Genomic DNA, 26,916 nt, shown 5'->3' with positions numbered 1-26,916 from the left:
TTGACATGAGCGCCGGCCGGCGGGCAAGAGCGATGGCGTTCAGCCGGCTATCTTAGGGGCGGCAAATCGGGATAGAAGCCGCAAGTCGCCTCACAGACCGCGAAGCAATGGCCCAGAAGGACTCGACACTGCTGCCAGAAGCGGCCGACGCTCCCGGCGGCCAAAGACGGAAAATCTGCATCGACGCGACCGGCCTGCTCGCCTGGCGCGGCGCGCTGGCCGGCATCCAGCGGCTGGAAGACTTCATGGTCAGGGCAGCGCTCACCGATCCCGACCCGGATGTCGAGGTGGTGACGCTCGATCTCTCCAGCCATCGTTTCCGGGTGCTCGAAAAATTCGAGATGGAGCAGTTGGATGTCAGCGAGATCGCGCCGTTCCGGCAGCGGCCACGACTGCAAGCCGCTGCCGCGCTGCGACAGGGGTTCCAATCGGTGCGGCGCCATCCAATGGCCAAGAGTGAAGCCGATCGCCAGCTTGCGGGAATGGTGACGAACGGCCGTCCCGGCTTCACCTTCACGGTGTCGAAGGTGTTGCTGCGGGCCTATCGCTTCTCTAGGCGAGCCGGTCTCCGGGCGGGTTTGCTTCGCGGCGATGCGGCGCAGCCGACGAAGGATGTCGGGCCTCGAACGGTGCTGATCAGCAACCAGCTGCTGGTCGGCGATAAGTTAGCGGCGGTTTGCGCCGGCCCCGACAATATAGCCTTTCTTTGCCACGACATGATCCCGACCATGCGGCCCGACCTTGTCGCCAAGAACAGATGGCAGGCCGCCTTCGGGCCCAATCTCGAACGGCTGGTGCGGTCCGGCGCGGCGGCCTTCTGCACCTCCGACACCGCGGCGACGATGCTTGGCGATCACATGCGCAAGGCCGGCATAGATCTGCCGGTCGTCCATCGCTTCCCGATGCCGTCGCTGCTACATGAGAAGGCCGCGCGGCTGAGGATGACGTCGCGGCTCGAGGCTGGCGAGCCCTACATCCTTTATTGCTCGACCGTCGAGATCCGGAAGAACCACATCATGCTCGCCCGCATCTGGCAGCAGGCGCTCGACGAAGGCGTTCGGTTGCCGAAGCTCGTCTGCGTCGGCCGATGGGGCTGGATGGTCGAGGAGCTCAGCGCCTATCTCAAGGCTCATCCGGGGCTGAAAGAGCAGATCGTCTTCGCGGGTCCGGTCAGCGACGAGGAGCTTATCGGCTATTATCGAAGTGCCAGCTTCGGCGTTTTCCCCTCGCATATCGAAGGCTGGGGCTATGCCGCTTCGGAGTGTCTGGATTTCGGGGTCCCGGTCATCGTATCGACCACGCCGTCGCTGATCGAAGCGACCGGCGGCCTGATGCCCGCGGTCGGTTCGACCGATCAGATCGGCTGGTATGGCGCAATCCGACGGATGACAGACGACGATGCCTGGCGCGATTTGCTGGCCGGCCGTATCGCCGAAGAGCACAGGCCGACATCGCCTGCCGAAAGCTGGGCGGCGATAAAGGCCGGGCTCAAGGCGGCAGCAGCCTGCGCCAATTGACTCTTTACGCAAAGCGCGTAAAAGCCGGCAGCGAACGGGATCGTCTTCAATGCGCGGCCATTTGGCTCTTCTGGCATTCGATGTCCCCAGCCACGATGCACAGCATCGGGCCGGGCGTTTCGACGCGTCCGTCCGTTCTCGCAAAACTACGGCCAAAACCACCACCAAAACGGTGTGATTCCCTTGGCCTAACCACCCTCTCCCGGGTTCGGCCCGGGGGACAGAACCCGCATGAGGCCGGCGGGTTTTCTCCAACAACCAAGCGGAGAGGGACAGGAGATTTCGATGAGTTTCAAGGTTGCGGTAGTCGGCGCCACGGGCAATGTGGGCCGCGAAATGCTCAACATTCTGGACGAGCGCGGCTTCCCGGCGAGCGAAGTGGTGGCGTTGGCCTCGCGCCGCAGCCAGGGCACCGAAGTGTCCTTCGGCGACCGCACGCTGAAGGTCAAGGCGCTCGACACCTACGATTTTTCCGACACCGACATCTGCGTCATGTCGGCCGGCGGCAATGTCTCCAAGGAGTGGTCGCCCAAGATCGGCAAGCAGGGCTGCGTCGTCATCGATAATTCGTCGGCCTTCCGCTACGACCCGGACGTGCCGCTGATCGTGCCGGAAGTGAATCCGGACGCGGTCGAACTCTTCTCCCGCAAGAACATCATCGCCAATCCGAACTGCTCGACGGCGCAGCTCGTCGTGGCGCTGAAGCCGCTGCACGATGTCGCCACCATCAAGCGCGTCGTCGTCGCCACCTACCAGTCGGTCTCCGGCGCCGGCAAGGAAGGCATGGACGAGCTGTTCACGCAAACCCGCGCGGTTTTCGTCGCCGACCAGGTCGACGTCAAGAAGTTCACCAAGCGCATCGCCTTCAACGTCATCCCGCATATCGACGTCTTCCTCGACGACGGTTTCACCAAGGAAGAGTGGAAGATGGTCGCCGAGACGAAGAAGATGCTCGATCCCAAGATCAAGCTGACGGCGACCTGCGTGCGCGTGCCGGTGTTCATCGGCCACTCGGAAGCCGTCAACATCGAGTTCGAGAAGCCGATTACCGCCGACGAGGCGCGCGAGATCCTGCGCGAGGCTCCCGGCTGCCAGGTCTTGGACAAGCGCGAGAACGGCGGCTACATCACGCCGCTCGAGTCGGCCGGCGAGGACGCCACCTTCATCTCGCGCATCCGCGAGGATTCGACCGTCGATAACGGCCTGTCGATGTGGGTCGTCTCCGACAATCTGCGCAAGGGCGCGGCGCTCAACGCCGTCCAGATCGCCGAGCTGTTGGTCGAGCGGGGCCTGATCCAGCCGAAGAAGAAGGCGGCTTAGTTTTCGCTCACGGGCTGTTCCGCCGCTGCCGCGGCGGGCCCTCCGCGAGGGCGCCGGACGACCGGCGGCCCGTGGTCGCGGGCTCGGCCTTCGGCCGTTTGTTCTCGCTCACGGGCCGCACCGCCGCTTCGCGGCTGGCCCTCCGCGAGGGCGCCGGACGACCGGCGGCCCGCGGTCGCGGGCTCGGCCTTCGGCCGTTTTGTTCTCGCTCACGGGCTGTTCCGCCGCTGCCGCGGCGGGCCCTCCGCGAGGGCGCCGGACGACCGGCGGCCCGCGGTCGCGGGCTCGGCCTTCGGCCGTTGGGCTCTCGCTCACGGGCCGCGCGTCGCGGGCGGCCTTCCGCCGATAGCTCTCTTTTCCCCGTTCACGGGAAAGGTCGCGGCAGGAGGATGAGGGTGGCGCCGGAATATCCAGGTGTGACGAGCGATGCCCGCTGCTTCCATGTGCTGAGGCGCTAGCCACTGCTCTCCGCAGCCAGCTGCCGCAGGAGGCCGAGCGCCTCGTCCGCCCGCTCCGCCGGGACGAACAGATGGTCATGGTAAAAGGCCGAGACCGGATTGACGCCCATGCCGGCAGCGGCGAGCCGCGTCGTGATCGCGGCCAGGAAGCCGACGGCGTCGAGCGACGAATGGATGTCGAGCGTGATCATCCGGCAGCGGAACGTGCCGGCGAGGCCGGCTACCTTCGCTTGGTCCTCCGTCACGATCAGCGTCGTGCCTTCCCGCTCGCGAAACTGCATGACCCGATCAAGACCGTGCGGCACGGCCCCACCCGGCGCCAGCGTCGCGAAAACATGGACATCGGGGAGCAGTTGCGGCGTCATCGACGCCAGTAGTCTTTTGAGATTGGTCTCGCCGGTCATTCTCTCTCCTCCGGTCATGCATTCTCACTCAATCATGCGTTCGAAAAAAGCGCACCGACCCTTGTAGGATCGCCGCCCTGCCCGCCGTCCTTGGCTCGAAGCCGGCAAAACAGCCAGGCTCCAACCAAGGAGGGAACCAATGAGCATTTCAGAAGCCGCTCCCGTCTCGAACGGCGCCTTGTGGACCGGGCGCGCGCTTAGCGCCATTGTCATCCTTTTCATGATCTTCGACGGCGTCATCAAGCTGCCGCCGCTGCAGATCGTCACCGAGACGATGACGCAGCTCGGCTGGCCAGATGACCCAAACGCCGCGCGGCTGCTCGGCATCGTCGGCCTGATCTCGACTGTGCTTTATGCGCTGCCGCGCACGTCCGTGCTCGGAGCCATCCTGCTCACCGCCTATATGGGCGGCGCCATTTCCACGCATGTGCGCATCGGTAACCCGCTGCTTTCGCACACGCTTTTCGGCGTCTATCTCGCTGTTGTCCTGTGGGGCGGGCTCTATCTGCGCGACCCCAGAGTGCGCGCGCTGATCCCGTTCAGCCGCTGAGGTGGTTCGTTCTGGTGATTCCACCGGCTGCGGCGACCGCAAGGCTTCGAAGCCGGGGCCGAACGCTAATTCGTGAGCACTCTCAATGCTGTCGAGGCCGGTTGGCGCAACCCGCGCCTGCCTTCGAAACAGCAATATTGGTTCCCTTCGGGATCAAATTAGCCGTTTGCGAGTTAAAGCTTGGCGGCGAGGACGGCGATCCCGTGAGAGAGGAACTGAAATGAAGAAAGCGATTACCATTCTGGTGCTGACGGTGGCGCTGGGCGCCTGTTCGCAGACGGAAAAAGGAGCGGCGATCGGCGGCTTGGGCGGTGCTGCGGTCGGAGCGGCCGTCGCCAATGACCCGGTCGAGGGCGCAGTGGTCGGTGGCGCTGTCGGCGCCGTGGCAGGCGCGTTGATCGGCCGTGCCAGCGAAAGCGGCAAGTGCCGTTATCGGGACCGCTACGGGCGCGTTTATATTGCTCGTTGCCCGTCGGGATATTGAGGTATCGACGGGCCTGACCAAAAGAACGGCGGGGTTGGCCCGCCGTTCTTTTGACCTGTTTTGACCGAGGCCGAGATTACTCGGCGGTGGCGGCTTCCGCCTCGGCGGGTGCTGCGGACGCGGCCGCAACGGCAGCGGCGGCGTCTTCCTGGGCCTTCTTCAGCAGGGCTGCGCGCTCCTGCGCCTTCTTGCCGGGCAGGGCCTTGTTCGGGTTGGAGCGGGCCGGACGCTTGGCGATGCCGGCCTCGTCGAGGAAGCGCAGCACGCGGTCGGTCGGCTGGGCGCCGTGCGAGAGCCAGTGCTTGACGCGGTCGGCGTCGACCTTCACGCGTTCGCCGTCCTTCGGCAGCAGCGGGTTCCACGAGCCGAGCGCCTCGATGAAGCGGCCGTCGCGCGGCGAACGGGCGTCGGCGACGACGACGTGGTAATAGGGACGCTTCTTCGAGCCCGCACGGGCCAGTCTGATCTTCAGTGCCATTCTTTATCTCCTAACAAGCTCTGAGTTCGTTGATTGGGTTGCGGCTTTGGCCTTGTGCAAGTCGTAATCCCAAGACCGCTGCGCAGTTTGGGCGACATGCACCAGCTTCAGCCGGTTTTCGTCACGCCGTTGTTAGCGGCGATCTGTTCGTGATGCCGGATGACTTCGCGGATGACGAAGTTCAGAAATTTCTCCGCGAAATCCGGATCGAGATGCGCATCCTTCGCCAGTTGGCGCAGGCGGGCGATCTGCTGCTGCTCGCGCGCCGGGTCGGCTGGCGGCAGGCCATGCTCGGCCTTCAGCACGCCGACCGCCTTGGTGCAGCGGAAGCGCTCGGCCAGCATATGAATGAGGGCGGCGTCGATGTTGTCGATCGAAGCGCGGTAGCCCGCCAGAACGGCGCGTGCCTCGGCCATATCCTTCTCCTCGTTCATCGCCCCCCTCACTTCTTCTTGCCAAGGCCAGGCAGCCCGCCGCCGCCGAGACCGGGAAGGCCCGGCAGTTTCATGCCGCCGGGCAGGCCCGGCAACCCGCCCCCGGGAAGTCCGCCGGGCAGCCCGCCCGGCAGGCCCTTGCCGAGACCGGCAGCCTGAGCCTGCTTCTGCAGGGCCTCGAGCTGCTTGGGATCCATCTTGGAGAGATCCGGCATACCCCCCATGCCGCCGGGCATCATGCCGCCAAGGCCCATCTTCGAGGCAAGGCCGCCCATCATGCCGCGCATCATGCCGCCGCCTTTGCCCTTGCCGCCCATCGCCTTCATCATGTCGGCCATGCCGCGATGCATCTTCAAGAGCTTGTTGATCTCGGCCGCGTCGGTGCCGGAGCCGGCAGCGATGCGCTTCTTGCGCGAGTGCTTCAAGATATCGGGGTTAGCGCGCTCGGCCTTGGTCATCGAGGAGATGATGGCGAGCTGCCGGCGGAACATCTTGTCGTCGAAGCCGGCCGCGGCGAGCTGGTCCTTCATCTTGCCCATGCCGGGCATCATGCCCATGATGCCGCCCATGCCGCCCATTTTCGACATCTGCTGAAGCTGCGCGGCAAGATCGTTCAGGTCGAACTTGCCCGACTGCATTTTCTTGGCCATCGCCGCCGCCTGCTCGGCGTCGATGGTCTCGGCGGCCTTCTCGACCAGTGAGACGATGTCGCCCATGCCGAGGATGCGGTCGGCGATGCGCTTGGGGTGGAATTCCTCCAGCCCGTCCATCTTTTCGCCGGTGCCGATCAGCTTGATCGGCTTGCCGGTGACGGCGCGCATCGAAAGCGCGGCGCCGCCGCGGCCGTCGCCGTCCATGCGGGTCAGCACCAGGCCGGTGATGCCGACGCGCTCGTCGAAGCTTTTCGCCAGGTTGACCGCGTCCTGGCCGGTCAGCGAGTCGGCGACCAGCAGGATTTCGTGCGGCGACGACACCTTCTTAATGTCGGCCATCTCGACCATCAGCGGCTCGTCGATATGGGTGCGGCCGGCGGTGTCGAGGATGACGACGTCGTGGCCGCCGAGCTTTGCCGCCTGCACGGCGCGCTTGGCGATATCGACCGGGCTTTGGCCGGCGATGATCGGCAGCGTGGCGACCTTGGTCTGCTCGCCGAGCTGGCGCAGCTGCTCCTGCGCGGCCGGACGCCGCGTGTCGAGCGAGGCCATCAGGATTTTCTTGTTCTGACGCTCGGTCAGCCGCTTGGCGATCTTGGCCGAGGTCGTCGTCTTGCCGGAACCCTGCAGGCCGACCATCATGACGACGACGGGCGCGGGCGCGTTGAGGTCGATAGCGACGCCCTCGGCACCGAGCATATCGACCAGCTCGTCATGGACGATCTTGACGACCATCTGTCCGGGCTTGATCGACTTCAGCACCGCGGCGCCGACCGCCTTCTCGCGCACCTTGTCGGTGAAAGAGCGAACCACCTCGAGCGCCACATCGGCCTCAAGCAGTGCCCGGCGCACCTCGCGCAGCGCCGCAGAGACGTCCGCCTCCGACAGTGCACCGCGGCCGGTCAGGCCGTTCAGGATGGAGCCAAGGCGCTCTTGTAAGGACTCAAACATTGATCAAACCGCCGTGCGAGAGCGCCCTGTCGGCCCTGCGGCCCTCCACGCCTCTTGTGCGCTCCTGCAGTGATTCAAACATCTTGCTTCCTTCGATCTCGGTTCATTCGACCCGAGAGGTAGTGCGTTCGCGCCGGGTCGCCAAGCAAAAGCGCAAAGCCAAAAAGCACCCGGGGGCGCATCGCGCTGCCGGGTGTTGGCCTCCAGGATCGGTTTACAGCTCTCGCCTCAAAGAGGCTTCGGCGTCCTGGTCGGCTTTCGCGGAGAGGGTCTCGTCGCGGAATTCGTGCGCGTCTAGACAGGAAATCGGCGGCAGAGTCAAGGCTGGGGCGGTTTTCAAGAGCAAAAGAGGCGGTTCAGGGCAGCTTTTCGCCATCCAGGATGCGCGTATAGAGATCGAGATAGCCGTTTGCCGTCCTCGCGATGGGAAATCGCGCGGCGGCGGATGCGCGGCACTGCTCAGGCGACAAGCCGGCGATGTCGGCCAAGGCCTTGGCGAACTCGGCATCGGTGTCGAAGAGGCGTCCGGTGGCGTCGTCGACGATTTCGGGCAGCGCGCCGCGCCGTGTCGTCAACACCGGCGTGCCGCAGAGCATCGCTTCGACCGGCGCCATGCCGAACGGCTCTTCCCAGGCGATCGGGTTGAGAAAAGCTCTGGCCTCTCCCAGCAGGCGCAGCTTCTCGTCGCCGTCGACGACGCCGTGGTAGCGGAAGCGGCGGCCGAGGCTCTTGAAGAAGACACCCTGGCGGCGAACCTTGGTGCGCTGCAGGAGCTGCCAGCGCGAGCCGCCGGCGATATCGAGGTGGAAATCGAACGCACGGGCGAGATCGACAGCCCGGTTGAGGTTCTTGCCGGCGCGGGCGATGCCGGCCAGAAACAGAAGCCTGTCCGTCTTGCCGGCGGACAGCCGATAGGCGTCGACCGGAAAGCCGTTGTGGACGAAGGTTTCCCGCCCATGGTTGCGCGCATGGCTGGCGCTGACAAAGTTCCAGTTTGGCCTGTTTTGCGTGAATTCCGGGTCGAAGCCATGCATCGTATAGAGCGCCGGTCGCGAAATCTCGATGTACCAGCCATTGAAATGCACGATGTCGGTGTCGGCCGGGATCGCAGCGCGGCATTCGGCGGCCGAAGAGGCCTGCCGCACTTCGCACAGCGGATGGCTCGAGCCGCGACCGGCGATCAGGACCACCTTGTGGCCGAGACGCGAAAGCTCTTTTGCCAGCCAGTCGACCTGCCGCTCAGTGCCGCCATAGCCTTTGCAGGGAATGGTGCGTTCCGCCACCAGCGTGATGCGCATCAGGCGAGCCCGTCGGTTTTCCGCCTGACCACGATCCGATCAAGAAACCGGTTTCCGCTTTTTTGGATCATGGCTCGTCCGGCCCGACCGTCAGGGGGGAGCGGCGATGCAGAAGCAGGAGCATCGTCAGCAGCGTGCTTACGATGCCGATCGCGGCGATGAGAACGGCGTCCCAATTGGTCCAGCCGGGGCCTTCCAGCGGCTTGGCGTTGAACAGGGCGAAGGAATTGTAGCTCTGCTGGTGCGAGATCAGCAGGAAGCCGGTCAGGTTGTTGCCGAGATGGGCGCCGAATGCAGCGCCGAGATTGCCGGTCACATAGACCAGCAGCGTCAGCAGCAGCGCAAAGGCGGCGATCGAGATCAGTACGCAGGCATTGATGGCAGGCGTCGAGGCCGGGCTCCAATGCAAGGCGGTGAACAGAAGGCCCGGCAGCGCGGCCCAGATCAGCGGGCTGCCAAAGCGGCTGGCGAGGCCACGCAGCAGATAGCCACGGAACAGAGCCTCCTCCGATGAGGTCTGCAGAAAGGCGAGCGGCACGATCGCGAGAAGCAAGAGCAGCCAGGACGAGAACGCGATCGATCCGCGGACGATCTCCGGCTGTAGCCAATAGAGCAGCACCTCGGAGAACAAGGAGGTTGTCAGAACCGCGACCAGGCCTTTGAGAAACCCGCCGCGCGAGATGCGGCGGTCTGGGCCGATCAGCGCCGAGAGCGGCTCGCCATGAACGAAGCGCATCGCGGCCCAAAGACCGATCCAAATGCCGGCAAAGGACGCCAGCGCGGTGAGGATGCCGGCGGGAGAGGCAAGGAAATCCTGGATCGGCTGTCCGGTCGCCGGGCCCGGGAGGCGCAAGACGATGAAGGCGGCGGTGCCGGCGACGAGCACGACCAGCGTCACGGCGAGCCAGAAGAGAACGACGATCGCCGTTCCGAGCAGGAGCCGGAGCAGGGTGGTTTTCTCGTTCGGCGAGCGCCGGTAGCGCTCGAAGGCGGCGTTGTCGATGATCACACGGGGTCCCCTGCCGAGCGCTTTTCCGGTCGCATGATCTAGGGGATCGGCGTTTTCGGCGCAATCGCTCCCGTCAAATCCAGCAACAGTTGGGCCGCTCGACCGCAGGGATCATCGAAATTGCCTGCAGATTAGCCATGGCCTTCCATCGGTGCAGGGCCACCCGCCTAACGCTGCTGCCGGGAATCCGAGCCGGTCGACAACAATTTCGGCTCTCGATTAACCGTTTTGCCGCTTTTTACGCTTAAGAAGCTTGCCATGAAACGCGTTATCGCCATCGCCGACCGCGCGGCCCTCGTCTCGTTGAAGCTGCTCGCAGCGCTCAACGTGCTGTTTTTCCTTTCGTTCCTGCTCGTGCTGCTGCTGGCCGGTCGCGCGCATGCCGAAGCGCCCGCCTGCGGCGGCAGCGACCTGCTGGCAGGTCTTGCAAAGAGCGATCCCGCCGCCTTCAAGAAGGTCCAGACCGAAGCCGCCGCCGTTCCAAACGGCCGGGGGCTGTTGTGGAAGCTCGAGAAACCGGGCGAGGAGCCGTCCTATCTCTTCGGCACCATGCACATGACGGACACGCGCGTCACCACGCTGCCTGCCGCGGCCCAAAAAGCCTATGACGGCGCCGACACCATCATCATCGAAACCACCGACGCCCTCGACAAGGCCAAGATGATGGCCGCCATGGCCGCCGAGCCTGGCCTGATGATGTTCACGGACAACACGACGCTGTCCTCGCTGCTGTCGCCCGAGGATGCAGCGGTGCTGAACAAGGGGCTTGACGCACGCGGCATTCCGCCTCTGACGGTGGCCAAGATGAAGCCGTGGATCCTGTCGGCCATGGTGGCGCTGCCGGCCTGCGAGGTGGCGCGCCAGAGCGCCGGCGCGCCGGTGCTGGACGTCAAGCTGGCCGCCGACGCCAAAGCATCCGGCAAGGACGTCGAGGGGTTGGAAACCGCCGTCGACCAACTGCGCGCCATGGCTTCGCTGCCGCTCGCCTACCACATGAAGGGGTTGGTCGAGACGCTGAAGCTCGGCGACAAGGTGAACGACGTCAACGAAACCATGATCGTGCTCTACCAACGCGGCGAGGTCGGCATGTTCTGGCCGCTGTTTCGCGCCGTGCTGCCCGACACGGCGGATGACCAGGCCGGCTACGCCGCCTTCGAGCAGACCATGATCACCAGCCGCAACAAGGTCATGGTCGCGCATGCCATGCCTATCCTGGCCAGGGGCAATGCCTTCATGGCGGTCGGCGCGCTGCATCTGCCCGGCCCTGACGGACTGGTCGAAGATTTCCGCAAAGCGGGGTATAGTGTTACCGCCGTCAACTGAGTCGTCTGGCGGCTGGGGAGCGGAAAATGCCGGTTTTTCAGCGCTTTCCGTCCGCCTGCGTGAAACCCATTAGGGGATCCGCGCGTTGATGGCTGCTATTTGATGCCTTTCATTCCAAGGAGGACACGTTTCATGGCGAACCCTAATGACCCCTACACCCCGTCGAGCACGCCGCCCTCGAGGGGCGGTGGTGGCGGCAGCGGGTGGCTGATCGCCCTAGTTGTCATTATCCTGGCCATTGTTGCGTATTATGTTTTTGGCAGAACCGGCGGCGAGCACGCCCCGGCGACTTCCGAGCCGCCGGCCGCGACGACGCCGGCCCCGGCGCCTGCAACGCCTGAACCAGCGCCCGCAACGCCTGCTCCAGCTCCGACGCCAGCCCCGGCGCCCGCGCCGACTCCGACGCCTGCCCCGGCTCCGGCACCTGCGCCGTCTCCGTGATCAGGCTATAGCTCCACGACGAACGGCCCGCCGAAAGGCGGGCCGTTTTTGTTTAACTACAACCTTCGCCATCCTCGGGCTTTCCGCGCCGGCGCGTGACGAGCACCTAAATATGGATCGGCTTGAAGAACGTGGCCAATGCCGCTTCCTTGACCGCCTCCGACATGGTCGGGTGGGCGTGGCAGGTGCGGGCGAGGTCTTCCGAGGAGCCGCCGAACTCCATCAGCACCGCCGCCTCGTGGATCATCTCGCCGGCGCCGAAGCCGACGATATGAACGCCGAGCACGCGGTCGCTCGCCTTGTCGGCGAGGATCTTCACGAAGCCGTCGGTGTGCAGCATGGCCCGCGCGCGGCCATTGGCGCTGAAAGGGAACTTGCCGACCTTGTAGTCGATGCCGGCCTTTTTCAGCTCCTCTTCGGTCTTGCCGACCGAGGCGATTTCGGGACTGGTGTAGACGACGCTCGGAATAACGTCGTAGTTCACATGACCGGCCTGGCCTGCGATCCTCTCGGCCACCGCCACGCCCTCGTCCTCGGCCTTGTGCGCCAGCATCGGCCCGGCAATGACGTCGCCGATGGCATAGATGCCGGGCACGTTGGTCCTCAGATGCCCGTCGGTCTTGACCCGGCCGCGCTCGTCCATCTCGACGCCGGCGTCTTTCAATCCAAGGCTGTCGGCGTAGGGGCGGCGTCCGGTCGCGACCAGCACGACATCGGCCTCGATCGTTTCCGCCGCGCCGCCATTGACCGGCTCGAACGTCACGCTGGCGCCCTTCTTGGATTTGGCGACGCCGGTGACCTTGGCGCCGAGCTTGAATTCGAACCCCTGCTTGGACAGCAGCCGCTGGAACTGCTTCGAGACTTCGGCGTCCATGCCGCCGAGGATGGTGTCGAGGAACTCGACAACCGTGACCTTGGCGCCGAGCCTGGCCCAGACCGAGCCGAGCTCGAGCCCGATGACGCCGCCGCCGACCACCACAAGACTGCCCGGCACCTTGGCCAGCGACAGCGCGCCGGTCGAGGACACGATCACCTTCTCGTCGAAGTCGACCTTGACACCCGGAATGCCGGCGACGTCGGAACCGGTGGCGATGACGATGTTCTTGGTCTCGATCTCCTCGACCTTGCCGTCCTCGCCGGTGACCGACACCTTGCCGGCGCCGATCACCTTGCCGGTGCCGCGGAAAGAGTCGATCTTGTTCTTCTTGAAGAGAAAAGCGACGCCGTTGACGTTGGAGGCCACGGTCGCATCCTTATGCGCCAGCATCTTCTTCAGATTGAGTTTTGGCGCGCCGACCTCGATGCCGAGCGTATCGAAGGCATGGCCGGCTTCGGCGAACATCTCGGAGGCGTGGAGCAGGGCTTTCGACGGGATGCAGCCGATATTGAGGCAGGTGCCGCCGAAGGTGGCGTTCTTCTCGACCACCGCCGTCTTCAGGCCGAGCTGTGCCGCCTTGATGGCGCAGACATAGCCGCCCGGTCCCGATCCGATGATTACGACGTCATAAGCCATGATGGTGTCCTTCTGGTCTGGCCTTCAGCGGCCGCCGCTCACATTCAGGATCGCGCCCGTTATATAGGAGGCCGCGTCCGACAAAAGGTAGAGAACCGCGCTCGCGACCTCGTCGGCCGTGCCCGCGCGCTTCATCGGCAGCAGATCCTGCATCCGCGCCACGCGCTCCGGCTGGCCGCCGGAGGCATGGATGTCGGTTTCGGTGATGCCTGGACTGACGGCATTGACGCGGATGCCTTCCAGCGCCACCTCGCGCGCGAGACCAACGGTCAGCGTGTCGATCGCGCCCTTCGAAGCGGCGTAGTCGACATATTCGCCGGGAGAGCCCAGTCGTGCCGCCGCCGAGGACAGATTGACGATGGCGCCGCCCTTGCCGCCCTGTCGTGTCGACATGCGCTTGACGGCCTCGCGGGCGCAGAGGAAGGAGCCGACGACGTTGATGCGCATCATGCGCGCGACCCGCTCGGCGCTCATCTCGTCGACGCGCGCCTTGACGTCGACGATGCCGGCATTGTTGACGAAGGCGTCGAGCCGGCCGAAAGCCTTGTCCACCGCCTCGAACATCGCCACCACATCGGCCTCGTTGCCGACATCGCCCCTGACCGCGAAGGCCTCGCCGCCCACGGATTCGAGCTCGGCGGCAAGCGCCCCGGCAGCGTCCTGGTTGGAGACATAGTTGATCGCTACCCGATAACCGGCCCGACTGGCCTGCCGGCAGATCGCGGCGCCGATGCCACGGCTGCCGCCGGTGACCAGCAGCGTCTTCTTGTCGGCATTCATTCCTGGCAGCCTTTCAGGGCAAAGACGTCCCACGGTACTTTTGAGAAGCCCGCCGGACCGTAAGCGGCTGACATTTCGAGCGACGGTCCGAGATCGGGAAAGATCAGGCTGTTCGGTGCATCCGCGCCCTCGGACGGCAGCAGACCCACGACGCCCTTCTCATCGGCGCTATAGATCACGCCTTCCCAGACCGTGCAGGCGGCGAGCTCCTCGCCGGTGACGTCGCCGGTCGGGCATTTGTACATCAGCGAGCCATGCGGCCGCCCGGCGGAGCCCTCGGTCCACATGGCGATGCCATCGAGCACGGTATTGTTGTCGAGTATCATGCGGAATTTGTTGGTGATCGTCGCCGAGGTACCCGTCGGGCTGAAATCGATCTCGGCGCCGCTTTTCGCCTCGCCATAGACGGCGAGCTGGATCGGGCAGGCGGCCTGGGCATCGGCTGATACGAGAGCCGCACCGGCGGCAAGCGCGACCGGTCTCGCGGTGCTGAGCCAACGGGCCTTCACTCGCCGCCCCGCCCGCGAGCCTTCATGCTCCACCTCAGAGATCGAGCACCAGCCGCTCGGGATCCTCCAGGCTTTCCTTGACGCGCACCAGGAAGGTCACCGCTTCCTTGCCGTCGACGATGCGGTGGTCGTAGCTCAGCGCCAGATACATCATCGGCCGGATGACGATCTGGCCGCCGACCACCACCGGCCGCTCCTGGATCTTGTGCATGCCGAGGATGCCGGACTGCGGCGCATTGAGGATCGGCGTCGACATCAGCGATCCGTAGACGCCGCCGTTGGAGATCGTAAAGGTGCCGCCCTGCATGTCGGCGACCGAGAGCTTGCCGTCGCGCGCGGCGAGGCCCAGCCGGCCGATCTCCTTCTCGATCTCGGCGATCGACATCTGGTCGGCGTCACGCACCACCGGAACCACCAGGCCCTTGTCGGTGCCGACGGCGACGCCGACATGGGCAAAGTTCTTGTAGATGATGTCGGCGCCGTCGATCTCGGCGTTGACCGCCGGGATCTCCTTCAGCGCATGCGTGACGGCCTTGGTGAAGAAGCCCATGAAGCCGAGCTTCACGCCATGCTTCTTCTCGAACACGTCCTTGTACTTGGCCCTCAGCGCCATCACCGCGCTCATGTCGACCTCGTTGAAGGTGGTGAGCATGGCGGCCGTCGACTGTGCCTCCTTGAGCCGGCGCGCGATCGTCTGGCGCAGCTTGGTCATGCGCACGCGCTCCTCGCGCGAAGCATCGTCGGCCGTCGACGGCGCGCGGGCCGCGACCGGTGCGGGAGCAGGAGCAGGAGCCGCTTTCGGCGTCTCGGCCGGCTGCGATGGCGCGCCCTTGGCGATGGCATCGAGGACGTCGCCCTTCAGCACCTGGCCGCGCTTGCCGGAGCCCGTCAGTTGCTCGACCGAGAGATTGTGCTCGGCAATCAGTTTGGCCGCGGCCGGCGCCGGCGGCATGGTGCGCGGCTCGACCGGGCCGGCGTCGCCGGCCATCTTGGCGGTTTCGGCGGCGGCCTGCTTGGTCGTGGATGCGGCGTCCGGACTGGAGGCCTGCGCCACCGCCTGCGGCTTGGTGGCGGGAGCGGCGGCTGCGCCGCCGGCCGAAATCGAGCCGAGCAGCGCCCCGACATTGACCGTCTCGCCTTCCTTGACGGTGATCTCGGAGAGCGTCCCGGCGCCCGCGGCGGGCACCTCCACCGTCACCTTGTCGGTTTCGAGCTCGACCAGCGGCTCATCGGCGGCGATCGCGTCGCCGACCTTCTTGAACCACTTGCCGACGGTCGCCTCGGTGACGGATTCGCCGAGAGTGGGGACGCGGATTTCGGTAGCCATTGTGCCTGTCCGTTCTCTTGTCTTCTTGAGGTCAGTTTGGTCCGGGTCTGCTTATTCGCCCAGCGCGTCGTCGAGCAGGGCGGAAAGCTGGCTGAGATGCTTCGACATCAGCCCGGTGGCCGGCGAGGCCGAGGCCGGCCGGCCGGTATAGCGCACCCGCTGATGCTTGGCGTCGATATGCGCCAGCACCCATTCGAGATAAGGATCGATGAACGACCAGGCGCCCATATTCTTGGGCTCCTCCTGGCACCACACCATCTCGGCGTTGCGGAAACGCGACAGCTCGGTGATCAGCGCCTTGGCCGGGAACGGGTAGAGCTGCTCGACGCGCAGCAGGTAGATGTCGGTGATGCCGCGCTTCTCGCGCTCCTCATAGAGGTCGTAATAGACCTTGCCGGAGCAGAGCACGACGCGGCGGATCTTGGAATCCTTCACCAGCTTGATCGGCTGATCCGCCAAGAGCTGCGCATCGTCCCACAACAGCCGGTGGAACGAGCTTTCGCCCGCCATTTCCGACAGCGTCGACACCGCCCGTTTGTGGCGCAGCAGCGACTTCGGCGTCATCAGGATCAGCGGCTTGCGGAAGTCGCGCTTCAACTGCCGGCGCAGGATGTGGAAATAGTTAGCCGGCGTCGTGACGTTCGCCACCTGCATGTTGTCCTCGGCGCAGAGCTGCAGGAAGCGTTCGAGACGGGCCGAGGAATGCTCCGGCCCCTGGCCTTCATAGCCGTGCGGCAGGAGGCAGACGAGGCCCGACATTCTCAGCCACTTGCGCTCGCCGGACGAGATGAATTGGTCGAACACCACCTGGGCGCCGTTGGCGAAATCGCCGAACTGCGCTTCCCAAAGAGTCAACGCCTTGGGCTCGGCGAGGCTGTAGCCATATTCGAAGCCGAGCACCGCCTCTTCCGAGAGCATCGAGTTGATGACTTCGTAGCCGGCCTGCGCCGCCGACAGATTGTTGAGCGGAATGTAGCGCGTCTCGTCGCGCTGGTCGTAGAGCACGGAATGGCGCTGCGAGAAGGTGCCGCGCTCCGAATCCTGGCCGGAGAGCCGGATCGGATTGCCGTCGAGCAGGATGGCGCCGAAGGCCAGCGCCTCGGCGGTCGACCAGTCGATGCCGTCGCCGGATTCGATCGCCTGGCGGCGGTTCTCGAGGAAGCGCAGGATCGTCTTGTGCGCCTCGAAATCCTTCGGCACCTCGGTCAGCTTCTTGCCGATTTCCTTTAGCGTGCGGACCGGCACCGCGGTCTTGCCGCGCCGCTGTTCGTCCTGGTTGTCGGCGGTGCGCAGGCCGGACCAGGCGCCGTCCAGCCAGTCGGCCTTGTTCGGCTTGTAGGACTGGCCGACTTCCCACTCCTGTTCCAGATGCGCGCGCCAGTCGGCCCGCATCTTGTCGACCTCGGCTTGGGTGATGTGACCCTCGGCGATCAGCCGGTCGGCATAGACCTGCACCACCGTCTTATGGCTGCGGATGTTGCGGTACATGATCGGCTGCGTGAAGGACGGCTCGTCGCCTTCATTGTGGCCGAAGCGGCGGTAGCAGAACATGTCCACCACCACCGGCTTGTGGAACTTCATGCGGAATTCCGTCGCCACCTTCGCGGCATGCACCACCGCTTCCGGATCGTCGCCGTTGACGTGGAAGATCGGCGCTTCGATCATCTTGGCCACATCCGACGGATAGGGCGAGGAACGCGAGAAGCGCGGATTGGTGGTGAAGCCGATCTGGTTGTTGATGATGAAGTGCAGCGTGCCGGCGACGCGGTGGCCGCGCAGGCCGGAGAGCCCGAACATCTCCGCGATCACGCCCTGGCCGGCGAACGCTGCGTCGCCATGCAGCAGCAGCGGCATCACCTTGGCGCGCTCGGACAGCGGCACGATCTCGCCGCGCTCGCGGCCGGCGAGCTGGTCCTGCTTGGCGCGCGCCTTGCCCATCACCACCGGGTCGACGATTTCCAGGTGCGAAGGATTGGCGGTCAGCGACAGGTGCACCTTGTTGCCGTCGAACTCGCGGTCCGACGAGGCGCCGAGATGGTACTTCACGTCGCCCGAGCCCTCGACGTCGTCGGGAGCGGCCGAGCCGCCCTTGAACTCATGGAAGATAGCGCGGTGCGGCTTGGCCATCACCTGCGAAAGCACGTTGAGGCGGCCGCGATGGGCCATGCCGAGCACGGCCTCCTTCAGACCGAGCTGGCCGCCGCGCTTGATGATCTGCTCCAGCGCGGGGATCAGCGACTCGCCGCCGTCGAGGCCGAAGCGCTTGGTGCCCTTGTACTTGACGTCGATAAATTGCTCGAAGCCTTCGGCTTCGACCAGCTTCGACAGGATCGCCTTCTTGCCGGTGGCGGTGAAGGTGATCTCCTTGTCGGCGCCCTCGATGCGCGCCTGGATCCAAGCCTTTTCCTCAGGGTCGGAGATGTGCATGAACTCGACGCCGAGCGTCGAGCAATAGGTGCGGGTGAGGATATCCAGCATCTGCCGGATGGTGCCGAACTCGAGCCCCAGCACATTGTCGAGGAAGATCGGCCGGTCGTAGTCGGCTTCGGTGAAGCCGTAATTCTCCGGCGACAGCTCGTTATAGTCCTCGAGCGGCTTGGCGATGCCCAGCGGGTCGAGATTGGCGTGCAGGTGGCCGCGCATGCGAAAGGCGCGGATCATCATGATGGCACGCACGGAATCGCGCGTCGCCTGGTGAACGTCCGCATCGGAAAGGGCCGCGCCGTTGACGACCGCCTTTTCCTTCACCTTCTTTTCGATGTGCTTTTCGACCAGGCCCCAATTGCCGTCGAGCGCCGAAACCAGCTCGCCATTGGCCTGCATCGGCCAGGAAGGCTTCGCCCAGGACGCGCCCTTGGCGTTCTTGCGCACGTCGCCCGCATCGTCCTTCAGCGCGGCGAAGAAGTCCTGCCATTCCGGATCGACGGAGCCGGGGTTGTCCTCATAGGCGGCATAGAGCGCGTCGATATAGTCGGCATTGCCGCCATAGAGGAATGAGGTGAGCGAGAATTGGTCGTTGGCCTGATCTTGTCTTGCCATTTTCGTCTGCGGAGCCTGGCTCCGTCTCCTTTTATGGAAGGGAGTAGGGGAGTAAGGCAGTAGGGGAGTAGGGCATTTTTTGCCGCTGATCTTTCCCTGCTGCCCTATTCCCTTACTCCCTACTCCCTTAACCCTTGATCGCCTCGACCAGCGTCGTGCCGAGCCGCGCCGGTGACGGCGAAACCTTGATGCCGGCCGATTCCATCGCCGCGATCTTGTCTTCCGCGCCGCCCTTGCCGCCGGAGATCACCGCGCCCGCATGGCCCATGGTGCGGCCGGCGGGCGCCGTGCGCCCGGCAATGAAGCCCGCCATCGGTTTCTTGCGGCCGCGCTTTGCCTCGTCCTTCAAGAACTGCGCGGCGTCTTCCTCGGCCGAGCCGCCGATCTCGCCGATCATGATGATCGACTTGGTCTCGTCGTCGGCGAGGAACATCTCGAGCACGTCGATGAACTCGGTGCCCTTGACCGGGTCGCCGCCGATGCCGACAGCAGTGGTCTGGCCGAGGCCGACATTGCTGGTCTGGAAGACCGCTTCATAGGTAAGCGTTCCCGAGCGGGAAACAACGCCGACCGAGCCCTTGCGGAAGATGTTGCCGGGCATGATGCCGATCTTGCATTCGTTGGGGGTCAACACGCCCGGACAGTTCGGGCCGATGAGCCGCGAGGAGGAACGGTCGAGCCGCGCCTTGACCTTGACCATGTCCATAACCGGGATGCCTTCGGTGATGCAAACGATCAGCGGGATCTCGGCCTCGATCGCCTCGATGATCGCATCGCCCGCGCCTGCCGGCGGCACATAGATGACGGAGGCGTTGGCGCCGGTCTTGTCCTTGCCCTCGGCGACGGTGGCGAAGATCGGCAGGGTCTCGCCCTTCGCGCCGGTCCAGGTCTCGCCGCCCTTCTTCGGATGGACGCCGCCAACCATCTTGGTGCCGTGATAGGCCAGCGCCTGCTCGGTATGGAAGGTGCCGGTCTTGCCGGTCAGGCCCTGCACCAGCACCTTGGTATTCTTGTCGACGAGAATGGACATCGCGGCCCTTTTCTAAAAACCGTTGATCGAGGAAGGCGAAACGCGCCGGTAGAGGCCGCTCACCATGTCTTGCCAGGCGTCGCTGCCGGCGGGCTTGTAGTGCAATCGCATGCGGTAAGTATCAGTGCCGTCAAAGCTGTAAGTCACGCGAGCCGAGCCGCGCGGCGACGACCGTTCCAGCACAAGCTCGTTGCCGTTCCATGTGCCCGTAGCCGGTGAGGCCGGCACAAAGCCCATCGAGTCGAACTGATGCATGGTGACGACGTCGTTCGGCTGGTCGAAGCCGAACACATTGTGCGCGCCGAACGAGATCGTGCCGTCGCGGCGCTGGCGGTAGCGCTGGACCACGAACTGGCCGCCGAACTGCGCGTCCGCAAGCACTTCCGAAGTCGCGGCGCCGGCATCGGTCCATTGCGTCGCCGCGACATCTTCCTCGCCACGCCACGCGCCGACCAGCGCCTGCAGGCGCTGGTGACCGGCCGAAAGCGATGAGAAAGGCGTCGCGTTCATTGGTTCAGAGCCGCTTCAGATCGGCGACGGTGAGGTCGCTTTGGGCATTGCCGGTGTTCAGAGTCGTTGCCGGCTCGAACATAAGCACCACCGGCTCGACCGTCAGCGACCGCGGCCGATGCTCGACGCCGCGCGGCACGACAATGAAATCGCCCTCGCCGAGCTCGACCGGTCCATCGCGGAAATCGATGGCGATCTTGCCGCGCAGCACGAGGAAGGCCTCGTCCTCGTCATCATGCGCGTGCCAGTCGAAAACCTCGCCGAACTTGGCGACCTTGGCTTGGCTGTCGTTGACGTCGCCGGCGATGTGCGGATCGAAGACCTTGGCGATCTTCGCATCCGCCGCCTCGACCAAGTTTATCTTGCGCGGAGGCATCCGCTTTAGCCCTTCACCGCCTTGACGATCTTCTTGGCCGCGTCGTCGAGATCGTCTGCCGAGACGACGTTCAAGCCGCTTTCGTTGATGATCTTCTTGCCGAGCTCGGCATTGGTGCCTTCCAGCCGCACGACCAGCGGCACCTTCAGCCCGACTTCCTTGACCGCGGCGATCACGCCCTCGGCGATGACATCGCACTTCATGATGCCGCCGAAGATGTTGATCAGGATGCCTTCGACCGCCGGATCCTTGGTGATGATCTTGAAGGCCGCCGTCACCTTCTCCTTCGAGGCACCGCCGCCGACATCGAGGAAGTTGGCCGGCTCGGCGCCGTAGAGCTTGATGATGTCCATCGTCGCCATGGCGAGGCCGGCGCCGTTGACCATGCAGCCGATATTGCCGTCGAGCGCGACATAGGCGAGGTCGTATTTCGACGCCTCGATCTCCTTCTCGTCCTCTTCGGTGGCGTCGCGCAGCTCCATCACGTCGGGATGGCGGAAGAGAGCGTTGTTGTCGAACGACACCTTGGCGTCCAGCACGCGCAGCCGGCCGTTCTTCATGACGATCAGCGGATTGACCTCGAGCAGGCTCATGTCCTTCTCGACGAAGGCCCTGTAGAGCAGCGGGAACAGCGTGCCGCCGTCTTGCGCCGCATCGCCGTCGAGCTTCAGCGCGGCGTTGAGCTTCTTCACATCATCGGCCGTCACGCCCTTTTCCGGATCGATGGCGACGGTGAGGATCTTCTCCGGCGTGTCATGCGCGACCGCCTCGATATCCATGCCGCCCTCGGTCGAGACGACGAAGGCGATGCGCCCGACGGAACGGTCGACCAGGACCGACAGATAGAGCTCACGGTCGATATCGGCGCCGTCCTCGATATAGAGGCGATTGACCTGCTTGCCGGCGGGTCCGGTCTGCTTGGTGACCAGCGTATGACCGAGCATTTCGTTGGCGTTGGCGACCACTTCCGCCGCCGACTTCGCCAGCCGAACGCCGCCCTTGGCGTCGGCAGGCAGTTCCTTGAACTTGCCCTTGCCGCGGCCGCCGGCATGGATCTGGCTCTTCACCACATAGAGCGGGCCGGGCAGCGTCTTGGCGGCGGCTTCCGCCTCGCTTGCCTTGAACACCGGGACGCCGCTTGCGACGGGCGCGCCGAACGACTTCAGCAGCGCCTTGGCCTGATATTCATGGATGTTCATGCGCTTGGTCTCCGGAGAGGGACGATTACTTGCCGGCGAGATGCGGGGCGATCTTGGTGCAGGCCTCGGTGAGGCCCTGCACGGCCGCCACCGAATTGTCGAACATCTTCTGCTCGGCCTTGGAGAGGTCGATCTCGATGACGCGCTCGACACCGCCGGCGCCGATCACCACCGGGACGCCGACATAGGTCCCCTTGACGCCGTACTGACCGGACAGGTGCGCCGCGCAGGGCAGCACGCGCTTCTTGTCTTTCAGGTACGATTCCGCCATCGCGATGGCCGAGGCCGCCGGCGCGTAATAGGCTGAGCCGGTCTTCAAGAGGCCGACGATCTCGGCGCCGCCGTCGCGGGTGCGCTGCACGATCTGGTCGAGCTTCTCCTTGGAGGTCCAGCCCATCTTGACGAGGTCGGGCAGCGGGATCCCCGACACGGTCGAATAGCGGATCATCGGCACCATCGAGTCGCCATGGCCGCCGAGCACGAAGGCGGTGACGTCCTCGACCGAGACCTTGAACTCTTCCGCCAGGAAGTAGCGGAAGCGGGCGCTGTCCAGCACGCCGGCCATGCCGACGACATGGCTGGTCGGCAGGCCCGAAAACTTCTGCAGCGCCCAGACCATGGCATCGAGCGGGTTGGTGATGCAGATGACGAACGCCTTCGGCGCGTATTTCTTGAGACCCGCGCCGACCTGTTCCATGACCTTGAGATTGATGCCGAGAAGATCGTCGCGGCTCATGCCGGGCTTGCGCGGCACGCCGGCGGTGACGATGCAGACATCCGCGCCCTCGATGCCGGCATAGTCGTTGACGCCTGTCAGTCTGGAGTCGAATCCGTCGACCGGCGAGGACTGGGCGATGTCGAGACCCTTGCCCTGCGGAATGCCCTCGGCGATGTCGAACAGCACCACGTCGCCGAGATCCTTCAGGCCGATCATATGGGCGAGCGTGCCGCCGATCATGCCCGAGCCGATGAGCGCTATCTTGTTGCGTGCCATGTCAGGATGTTTTCCCTTTGTCTGTGACGGTGCCGTGACGGGGGCCGGGGGCCGGAAGGAATGCGGGAAACCGCGGGATTTCGCCGAACCCAATAGCTCCGGCATGGAGAAAATTCAAACGGTTATTTGGCACCCAGTGTTTTCAATCGGTTAGATGCATTGGGAATTACGTAAACGTCAAAATTTTCGAGCTAACTGAACAGAATTTATACAACAAACGATGAAATCAGAAGGCCTTCATCCCGGCGATGACGCCGTTGTGATTTTAGGAGCGGCGGACAGAGCCAAGTGGGGCGGCTGAGCGGTTCGGGAGGTGCCCATTCAAGCGAGGAAGTGCTTATCGCTTGCTCATCCCAGGTCTTGGCTCCGCGGGTCGCTCCGCCTAGGATGAGGACTGGACGCGGCTACGTTCACGCCTGCCGCGCCTCCGCGGGCTCCGACCCGACTTGCCGCCTCTCCGCCCAGCCTTCCAGCCAGTCGCGGCTCTGCATTTCGATCAGCCGCGAGGCGGTGCGCTCGAATTCGAAGACTTCCGTGCCGCGCCTGGCGGTGTAGAGCCCCTCGGGGGGCGCGGCGGCGCTCACAACCAGCCGCATGTGGTGGTCGTAAAGCGTGTCGATGAGCAGAATAAAACGCTTGGCTTCGTTGCGCTTGCCTTCGCCGAGCACCGGCACATGGTCGATGAAGACGGTCGCGAAGCGGTCGGCGATGGCCAGATAGTCGCGCGCGCCGAGCGGCTTTTCGCAGAGATCGGCGAAGGAGAAACGGGCGGCATCGCCGGCAGCGCGCGGCACCACAAGCTGACGCCCTTTCAGCGTCAGTGTCATCGCCTCGGTTGGCCTGCCATGTGTCATCGTCTTCCAAGCGTCGTCCAGCGCGCGGTCGGCCGCGGCGTCGGCCGGCGTGACATAGATTGGCAGGCGGTTGAGCTTTTCCTGCCGGTAGTCCTTTTCGGCATCCAGCGTCAGCACATGCGCATTGCGTTCGAGCAGGCCGATGAAGGGCAGGAAAAGCTGCCGGTTGAGGCCGTCTCGATAAAGGTCATGAGGCCCGACGTTGGAGGTGGCGACCAGCACGACGCCTTTGGAAAACAGCGCCGAGAACAGGCGCGACAGGATCATGGCATCGGCAATGTCGGTGACCGAAAACTCGTCGAAGCACAGCACCCAGGCCTCCTCGGCCAGCGCCCGCGCCACCGGCGGGATCGGATCGTCTTCCTTGACATCGCCGTTCTTGCGCGCCGCCCGGTGTTTTTGGATGCGGTCCTGCACGTCGGCCATGAAATCGTTGAAATGGACGCGGCGCTTTCGCCTGACCGGCAGGAGATCGAAGAACATGTCCATCAGCATCGTCTTGCCGCGCCCGACGCCGCCATGGATGTAAAGGCCCTTGACGGCCTCGCGCGGCTTGTTGCTGCGCGCGAACAGCCAGCCCAGCGCGCTCGATTTCTGCGCCAGCCTTTTTGCGGAGATCTCGTCGGTCAGCCGGTCGAGCGCGGCGACGACGCGCTCTTGCGCCGGATCGCGTTCGACCACGCCGGTTTCCACCAGATGGTCGTAGCGCTGCCTGACGGTCGCATGCGTCTGAAGGCCGTCACGCAGGTGCATAGGTCACGTCGTTCTCGGGCAATTTCGGAAAGCGGCTTGCCGTCCGAAACTGCGTGAAACAATAGGGAAAGGTCCAGCCTACCTTGTAAGCGAGATCGGCTGGCCGTTGGAAGTCTGGCCGTCGAACTTTTCGCCACCGGAGGAATAGAGCCTGGCCAGCGTGCCGCCGTTTTCGTCGTAGAGCGTCAGCTGCTTGCCGGCGACATTCCACGACTTGATGCCGTCGATCGGAGCCGGGCAATGCAGCGGACCGGCGCGGTAGCCGGCGCCGAACTTGGTCTGCGGCGTCGCCACTTTGCAGCTCTGGCCGGAGACACTGACATTCCAGACGCCGGCGACGCTGGCCGCGGTCAGGTCCGCGGCGCCCGTGGGCGCCGAACCGTCCGGCGGCAGAGAAGCCATCTGACTGTTCTTCGGCGCGGTGGGGAATTGCGACGGGTCGGTGGTGCCCGGAGCAGCCGGTGGCGGCAGCTGGTTCTGCGTCACCGTGCCGGAGGGCGCCGGCGTGAGCGGCGCCGGCTGCTGATCGTCCATCGATGAGAAGCGCGAGGTCGAGCAGCCGCTTGCAACGAGCGCGGCCAGCGATACGGCCAAAAGGCCAGTCTTCGAAAAAGTCATTCCAACCTCCGTCGGATCCGGTGGGGGGCGCCGTCCGCGTAAACACTCGCTTCACCAAGATGGCGAAGGTGGCAGAATTTCAACCCGATATGGTTAAAATAGGGTTTTCGGAGCTGGTGTTGCAAATTTGTCGCGACGGCCTTCCTTACCGGGGCGCCAGTCGAGAAATTGGACCGTAACGTCTTGAAATTTCAGGCTTGCAGCGGCGCGCTGGGCACGAAGAGATACCCGTCCGGACCAACGATATAGCATTCGCGCAGGCCATGCGGCTTGTCGATCGAGCCGGCCAACACGATGTGGCCGAGTGCTGCGGCCCTTTTTTCGACCGCATCCGGATCGGCGCCATAGAGGCGCAGCTCGATGCCGGCGCCACGCGTTTCGGCTCCGGCGAAGACGCCGGTCATCGGATTGTCGAGATAGGAATGGTCGGCATGCAGCATGAAGATCGAGCCCAGCAGCTCGATGGCCGCGAAATCCTCGTCGGCATAGATGATGCGCGCGCCCAGCACATCGCGGCAGAAAGCCTCCATCGCCGCCATGTCGGTGACAAGCAAGTTGACGCCCAGCCCATGCGGCAGCGAGCGGCCGAAATCCTCGGCCTTCATCCACGGTGTCCCGGTCCGCTTCTTCGCCACGGTGCTGTCCCTCCACATCGTCGATCCTAGTCGAAGCCGACCGTTGGCCCTTGGCATTCCCCAGCAAAATGCTTGCGCCAGGCGGCGGCGTCCTTATTTCAGGACAAGCGACAGGGGAGCGGGCGGAGAAACGATGGCCGCAGGAACAAGAGCAGCCAACCGCTACTATAGCGGCCCACTCAGCGATCATTTCGACGGCAGCCTCTTTTTCAATCCCGACGGCAGGCCGCCGGCGCGCTTCACCGATTTGCTGAAATGGCAATTGAGCGGTGGGCGCTCGAAATGGCCGGCGGCCTGGCCGAGCCCATATCCCCAGGCGAAGCCCGAACAACGGATCGACGGCGCCGCGCTTCGGCTCACCATGGTGGGTCACGCCTCGCTGCTCATCCAGACAGCCGGCCTGAACATCCTGACCGACCCGGTTTGGTCCGAGCGTGCCTCGCCTTTCGGCTTCGCCGGACCGAAGCGGGTCAACGCGCCGGGCATCGCCTTTTCCGACTTGCCGCCGATCGACCTGGTGCTGCTCAGTCACAACCACTACGACCATCTCGACCTCGCGACCCTCAAGCGGCTGAAGCAAAGCCACGACCCGATGGTGATCACGCCGCTCGGCAACGATGCGATCATCGGCACTGCCGTGCCCGGCATGCGAGTGTCGGTACATGATTGGGGCGACAGCGTCGAAGTCGCCAGCGGCGGCATCATCCACATCGAGCCGGTGCATCACTGGTCGGCGCGCGGCGGGCGCGACCGCCGCATGGCGCTGTGGGCGGGCTTCGTCGTCGATACGGCGGGCGGCAAGGTCTATTTCGCCGGCGACACCGGCTTCCACGGCGGCACCAACTACCGCCGAATGGCGGAAAGGCATGGCGGGTTTCGGCTGGCCATCCTGCCGATCGGCGCCTATGAGCCGCGCTGGTTCATGGCCCCGCAGCACCAGAATCCGGCGGAAGCCGTCCAGGGCATGAGGCTGTGCGGCGCCGTCCATGCTGCCGGCTGCCACTGGGGCACCTTTCAGCTCACCGACGAACCGATCGAGGAGCCGGCGCAGAAGCTCGCCGAGGCATTGGCGGCCGAAGGCATTTCGCCGGAGCGTTTTCGCGCCATGCGCCCGGGCGAAGCATGGGATGTGCCGCCGCCTGGCTAAGGAACCCAGCCCGGGCAAACGCGTTGGTTGCACAACGCAAATCCGCCTCGGAGCCTTCCATGATCAAGTGGATCATCATCCTTCTTATCGTTGCCGCTGCGGCAAGCCTGCTTGGCATGCCCGCGCTGGCCGGCGCCGCCGCCACAGGTGCCCGCATCCTGATCGGTATTGTGCTGATCATCTTCCTGCTGATCGTGCTTGGCGTCTTCGCCGTGACTTAGCCCGCATATTCGCCGCGGCAGGCCAGAGCCGCTCCTGGCCGGGAGTCGCGTTGCACTGGTAATTCCCCCCCGTTTCCGCCATATAGCGCCA

At 64.7% G+C, this 26,916-nt stretch carries 26 protein-coding genes; 7 read left to right on the top strand and 19 right to left on the bottom strand.

Features of this window, described 5'->3' with window-relative positions; genetic code table 11:
* Positions 1 to 107 precede the first annotated feature (107 nt).
* Complete coding sequence (locus tag CK224_RS18870) at positions 108 to 1,517, top strand: glycosyltransferase (RefSeq protein ID WP_095782751.1); 1,410 nt, start codon at positions 108 to 110, stop codon at positions 1,515 to 1,517.
* A 285-nt stretch (positions 1,518 to 1,802) separates the two neighbouring features.
* Positions 1,803 to 2,837, top strand: a complete 1,035-nt coding sequence (locus tag CK224_RS18865) for an aspartate-semialdehyde dehydrogenase (RefSeq protein WP_067323616.1) — start codon at positions 1,803 to 1,805, stop codon at positions 2,835 to 2,837.
* Positions 2,838 to 3,291: 454 nt separating this feature from the next.
* Here CK224_RS18865 and CK224_RS18860 read toward each other — a convergent pair whose 3' ends face one another.
* Complete coding sequence (locus CK224_RS18860) at positions 3,292 to 3,699, bottom strand: ACT domain-containing protein (protein ID WP_095782750.1); 408 nt, start codon at positions 3,697 to 3,699, stop codon at positions 3,292 to 3,294.
* Between the two features lie 139 nt (positions 3,700 to 3,838).
* Between CK224_RS18860 and CK224_RS18855 the strand changes: the two genes are divergently transcribed.
* Together CK224_RS18855 and CK224_RS18850 are read left to right on the top strand one after the other, a co-directional pair.
* Positions 3,839 to 4,249: a DoxX family protein gene (locus CK224_RS18855; protein WP_095782749.1), complete on the top strand. Its 411-nt coding sequence runs from the start codon at positions 3,839 to 3,841 to the stop codon at positions 4,247 to 4,249.
* 220 nt (positions 4,250 to 4,469) lie between these two features.
* Positions 4,470 to 4,733 (top strand): YMGG-like glycine zipper-containing protein, encoded by a 264-nt coding sequence (locus tag CK224_RS18850; RefSeq protein WP_066991674.1) that lies wholly within the window; start codon positions 4,470 to 4,472, stop codon positions 4,731 to 4,733.
* Between the two features lie 76 nt (positions 4,734 to 4,809).
* Here the strand turns inward: CK224_RS18850 and rpsP are convergent, their stop codons facing one another.
* The 5 genes from rpsP to CK224_RS18825 all read right to left on the bottom strand — a co-directional run bounded on the left by rpsP (position 4,810) and on the right by CK224_RS18825 (position 9,556).
* Complete coding sequence (gene rpsP, locus CK224_RS18845) at positions 4,810 to 5,211, bottom strand: 30S ribosomal protein S16 (protein ID WP_066991677.1); 402 nt, start codon at positions 5,209 to 5,211, stop codon at positions 4,810 to 4,812.
* A gap of 107 nt (positions 5,212 to 5,318) precedes the next feature.
* Positions 5,319 to 5,645, bottom strand: a complete 327-nt coding sequence (locus tag CK224_RS18840; protein WP_066991680.1) for a chorismate mutase — start codon at positions 5,643 to 5,645, stop codon at positions 5,319 to 5,321.
* 8 nt (positions 5,646 to 5,653) lie between these two features.
* The gene (gene ffh / locus CK224_RS18835) at positions 5,654 to 7,249 is read right to left on the bottom strand and encodes a signal recognition particle protein (RefSeq protein ID WP_095776704.1); all 1,596 of its coding nucleotides are present in this window, start codon (positions 7,247 to 7,249) and stop codon (positions 5,654 to 5,656) included.
* A gap of 356 nt (positions 7,250 to 7,605) precedes the next feature.
* Positions 7,606 to 8,547 carry a glycosyltransferase gene (locus CK224_RS18830; RefSeq protein WP_095782748.1) on the bottom strand — a complete coding sequence of 314 codons (942 nt, stop codon included), beginning with the start codon at positions 8,545 to 8,547 and terminating at the stop codon, positions 7,606 to 7,608.
* A 67-nt stretch (positions 8,548 to 8,614) separates the two neighbouring features.
* Entirely contained in the window at positions 8,615 to 9,556 is a 942-nt protein-coding gene (locus CK224_RS18825) for a CPBP family intramembrane glutamic endopeptidase (RefSeq protein WP_095782747.1), read from the bottom strand.
* A 258-nt stretch (positions 9,557 to 9,814) separates the two neighbouring features.
* On the opposite strand from CK224_RS18825, the gene CK224_RS18820 reads away from it, so the two are divergent.
* Complete coding sequence (locus CK224_RS18820) at positions 9,815 to 10,879, top strand: TraB/GumN family protein (protein ID WP_095782811.1); 1,065 nt, start codon at positions 9,815 to 9,817, stop codon at positions 10,877 to 10,879.
* Between the two features lie 547 nt (positions 10,880 to 11,426).
* On the opposite strand, the gene lpdA is transcribed toward CK224_RS18820, so the two are convergent.
* The 13 genes from lpdA to CK224_RS18750 all read right to left on the bottom strand — a co-directional run bounded on the left by lpdA (position 11,427) and on the right by CK224_RS18750 (position 25,457).
* Complete coding sequence (gene lpdA, locus CK224_RS18810) at positions 11,427 to 12,833, bottom strand: dihydrolipoyl dehydrogenase (protein ID WP_095782746.1); 1,407 nt, start codon at positions 12,831 to 12,833, stop codon at positions 11,427 to 11,429.
* 24 nt (positions 12,834 to 12,857) lie between these two features.
* Positions 12,858 to 13,613: a glucose 1-dehydrogenase gene (locus CK224_RS18805; RefSeq protein ID WP_095782745.1), complete on the bottom strand. Its 756-nt coding sequence runs from the start codon at positions 13,611 to 13,613 to the stop codon at positions 12,858 to 12,860.
* The gene (locus CK224_RS18800) at positions 13,610 to 14,122 is read right to left on the bottom strand and encodes a hypothetical protein (RefSeq protein ID WP_095782744.1); all 513 of its coding nucleotides are present in this window, start codon (positions 14,120 to 14,122) and stop codon (positions 13,610 to 13,612) included. The genes CK224_RS18805 and CK224_RS18800 overlap by 4 nt, the downstream gene beginning before the upstream one ends.
* Positions 14,123 to 14,156: 34 nt before the next feature.
* Positions 14,157 to 15,449 (bottom strand): 2-oxoglutarate dehydrogenase complex dihydrolipoyllysine-residue succinyltransferase, encoded by a 1,293-nt coding sequence (gene odhB / locus CK224_RS18795; protein WP_067323636.1) that lies wholly within the window; start codon positions 15,447 to 15,449, stop codon positions 14,157 to 14,159.
* A gap of 51 nt (positions 15,450 to 15,500) precedes the next feature.
* Positions 15,501 to 18,488: a 2-oxoglutarate dehydrogenase E1 component gene (locus CK224_RS18790; RefSeq protein WP_095782743.1), complete on the bottom strand. Its 2,988-nt coding sequence runs from the start codon at positions 18,486 to 18,488 to the stop codon at positions 15,501 to 15,503.
* 127 nt (positions 18,489 to 18,615) lie between these two features.
* Positions 18,616 to 19,518, bottom strand: a complete 903-nt coding sequence (gene sucD, locus CK224_RS18785; RefSeq protein ID WP_095779971.1) for a succinate--CoA ligase subunit alpha — start codon at positions 19,516 to 19,518, stop codon at positions 18,616 to 18,618.
* Between the two features lie 12 nt (positions 19,519 to 19,530).
* The gene (locus CK224_RS18780) at positions 19,531 to 20,028 is read right to left on the bottom strand and encodes a DUF1579 family protein (protein WP_066991709.1); all 498 of its coding nucleotides are present in this window, start codon (positions 20,026 to 20,028) and stop codon (positions 19,531 to 19,533) included.
* 4 nt (positions 20,029 to 20,032) lie between these two features.
* Positions 20,033 to 20,404, bottom strand: a complete 372-nt coding sequence (locus CK224_RS18775) for a cupin domain-containing protein (RefSeq protein ID WP_066991712.1) — start codon at positions 20,402 to 20,404, stop codon at positions 20,033 to 20,035.
* 5 nt (positions 20,405 to 20,409) lie between these two features.
* Positions 20,410 to 21,603, bottom strand: a complete 1,194-nt coding sequence (sucC, locus tag CK224_RS18770; protein ID WP_095782742.1) for an ADP-forming succinate--CoA ligase subunit beta — start codon at positions 21,601 to 21,603, stop codon at positions 20,410 to 20,412.
* A 25-nt stretch (positions 21,604 to 21,628) separates the two neighbouring features.
* Positions 21,629 to 22,597: a malate dehydrogenase gene (mdh, locus tag CK224_RS18765; RefSeq protein WP_040996351.1), complete on the bottom strand. Its 969-nt coding sequence runs from the start codon at positions 22,595 to 22,597 to the stop codon at positions 21,629 to 21,631.
* 410 nt (positions 22,598 to 23,007) lie between these two features.
* The gene (gene zapE, locus CK224_RS18760) at positions 23,008 to 24,204 is read right to left on the bottom strand and encodes a cell division protein ZapE (RefSeq protein ID WP_095782741.1); all 1,197 of its coding nucleotides are present in this window, start codon (positions 24,202 to 24,204) and stop codon (positions 23,008 to 23,010) included.
* 78 nt (positions 24,205 to 24,282) lie between these two features.
* The gene (locus tag CK224_RS18755; RefSeq protein ID WP_095779966.1) at positions 24,283 to 24,822 is read right to left on the bottom strand and encodes a protease inhibitor Inh/omp19 family protein; all 540 of its coding nucleotides are present in this window, start codon (positions 24,820 to 24,822) and stop codon (positions 24,283 to 24,285) included.
* 191 nt (positions 24,823 to 25,013) lie between these two features.
* On the bottom strand, positions 25,014 to 25,457 hold the full coding sequence (locus tag CK224_RS18750) for a VOC family protein (protein ID WP_245425986.1): 444 nt from the start codon (positions 25,455 to 25,457) through the stop codon (positions 25,014 to 25,016).
* Between the two features lie 133 nt (positions 25,458 to 25,590).
* Between CK224_RS18750 and CK224_RS18745 the strand changes: the two genes are divergently transcribed.
* Together CK224_RS18745 and CK224_RS18740 are read left to right on the top strand one after the other, a co-directional pair.
* Positions 25,591 to 26,604, top strand: coding sequence for an MBL fold metallo-hydrolase (locus CK224_RS18745; RefSeq protein WP_095782739.1), 1,014 nt, complete (start codon positions 25,591 to 25,593; stop codon positions 26,602 to 26,604).
* A 59-nt stretch (positions 26,605 to 26,663) separates the two neighbouring features.
* Positions 26,664 to 26,825 (top strand): DUF1328 family protein, encoded by a 162-nt coding sequence (locus CK224_RS18740; RefSeq protein ID WP_066991727.1) that lies wholly within the window; start codon positions 26,664 to 26,666, stop codon positions 26,823 to 26,825.
* Positions 26,826 to 26,916 lie beyond the last annotated feature (91 nt).

Origin of the sequence: Mesorhizobium sp. WSM3862 (assembly GCF_002294985.1) — a bacterium.
Classification (GTDB): Bacteria; Pseudomonadota; Alphaproteobacteria; order Rhizobiales; family Rhizobiaceae; genus Mesorhizobium.
This window is presented reverse-complemented; position numbering and strand designations above follow the sequence as displayed.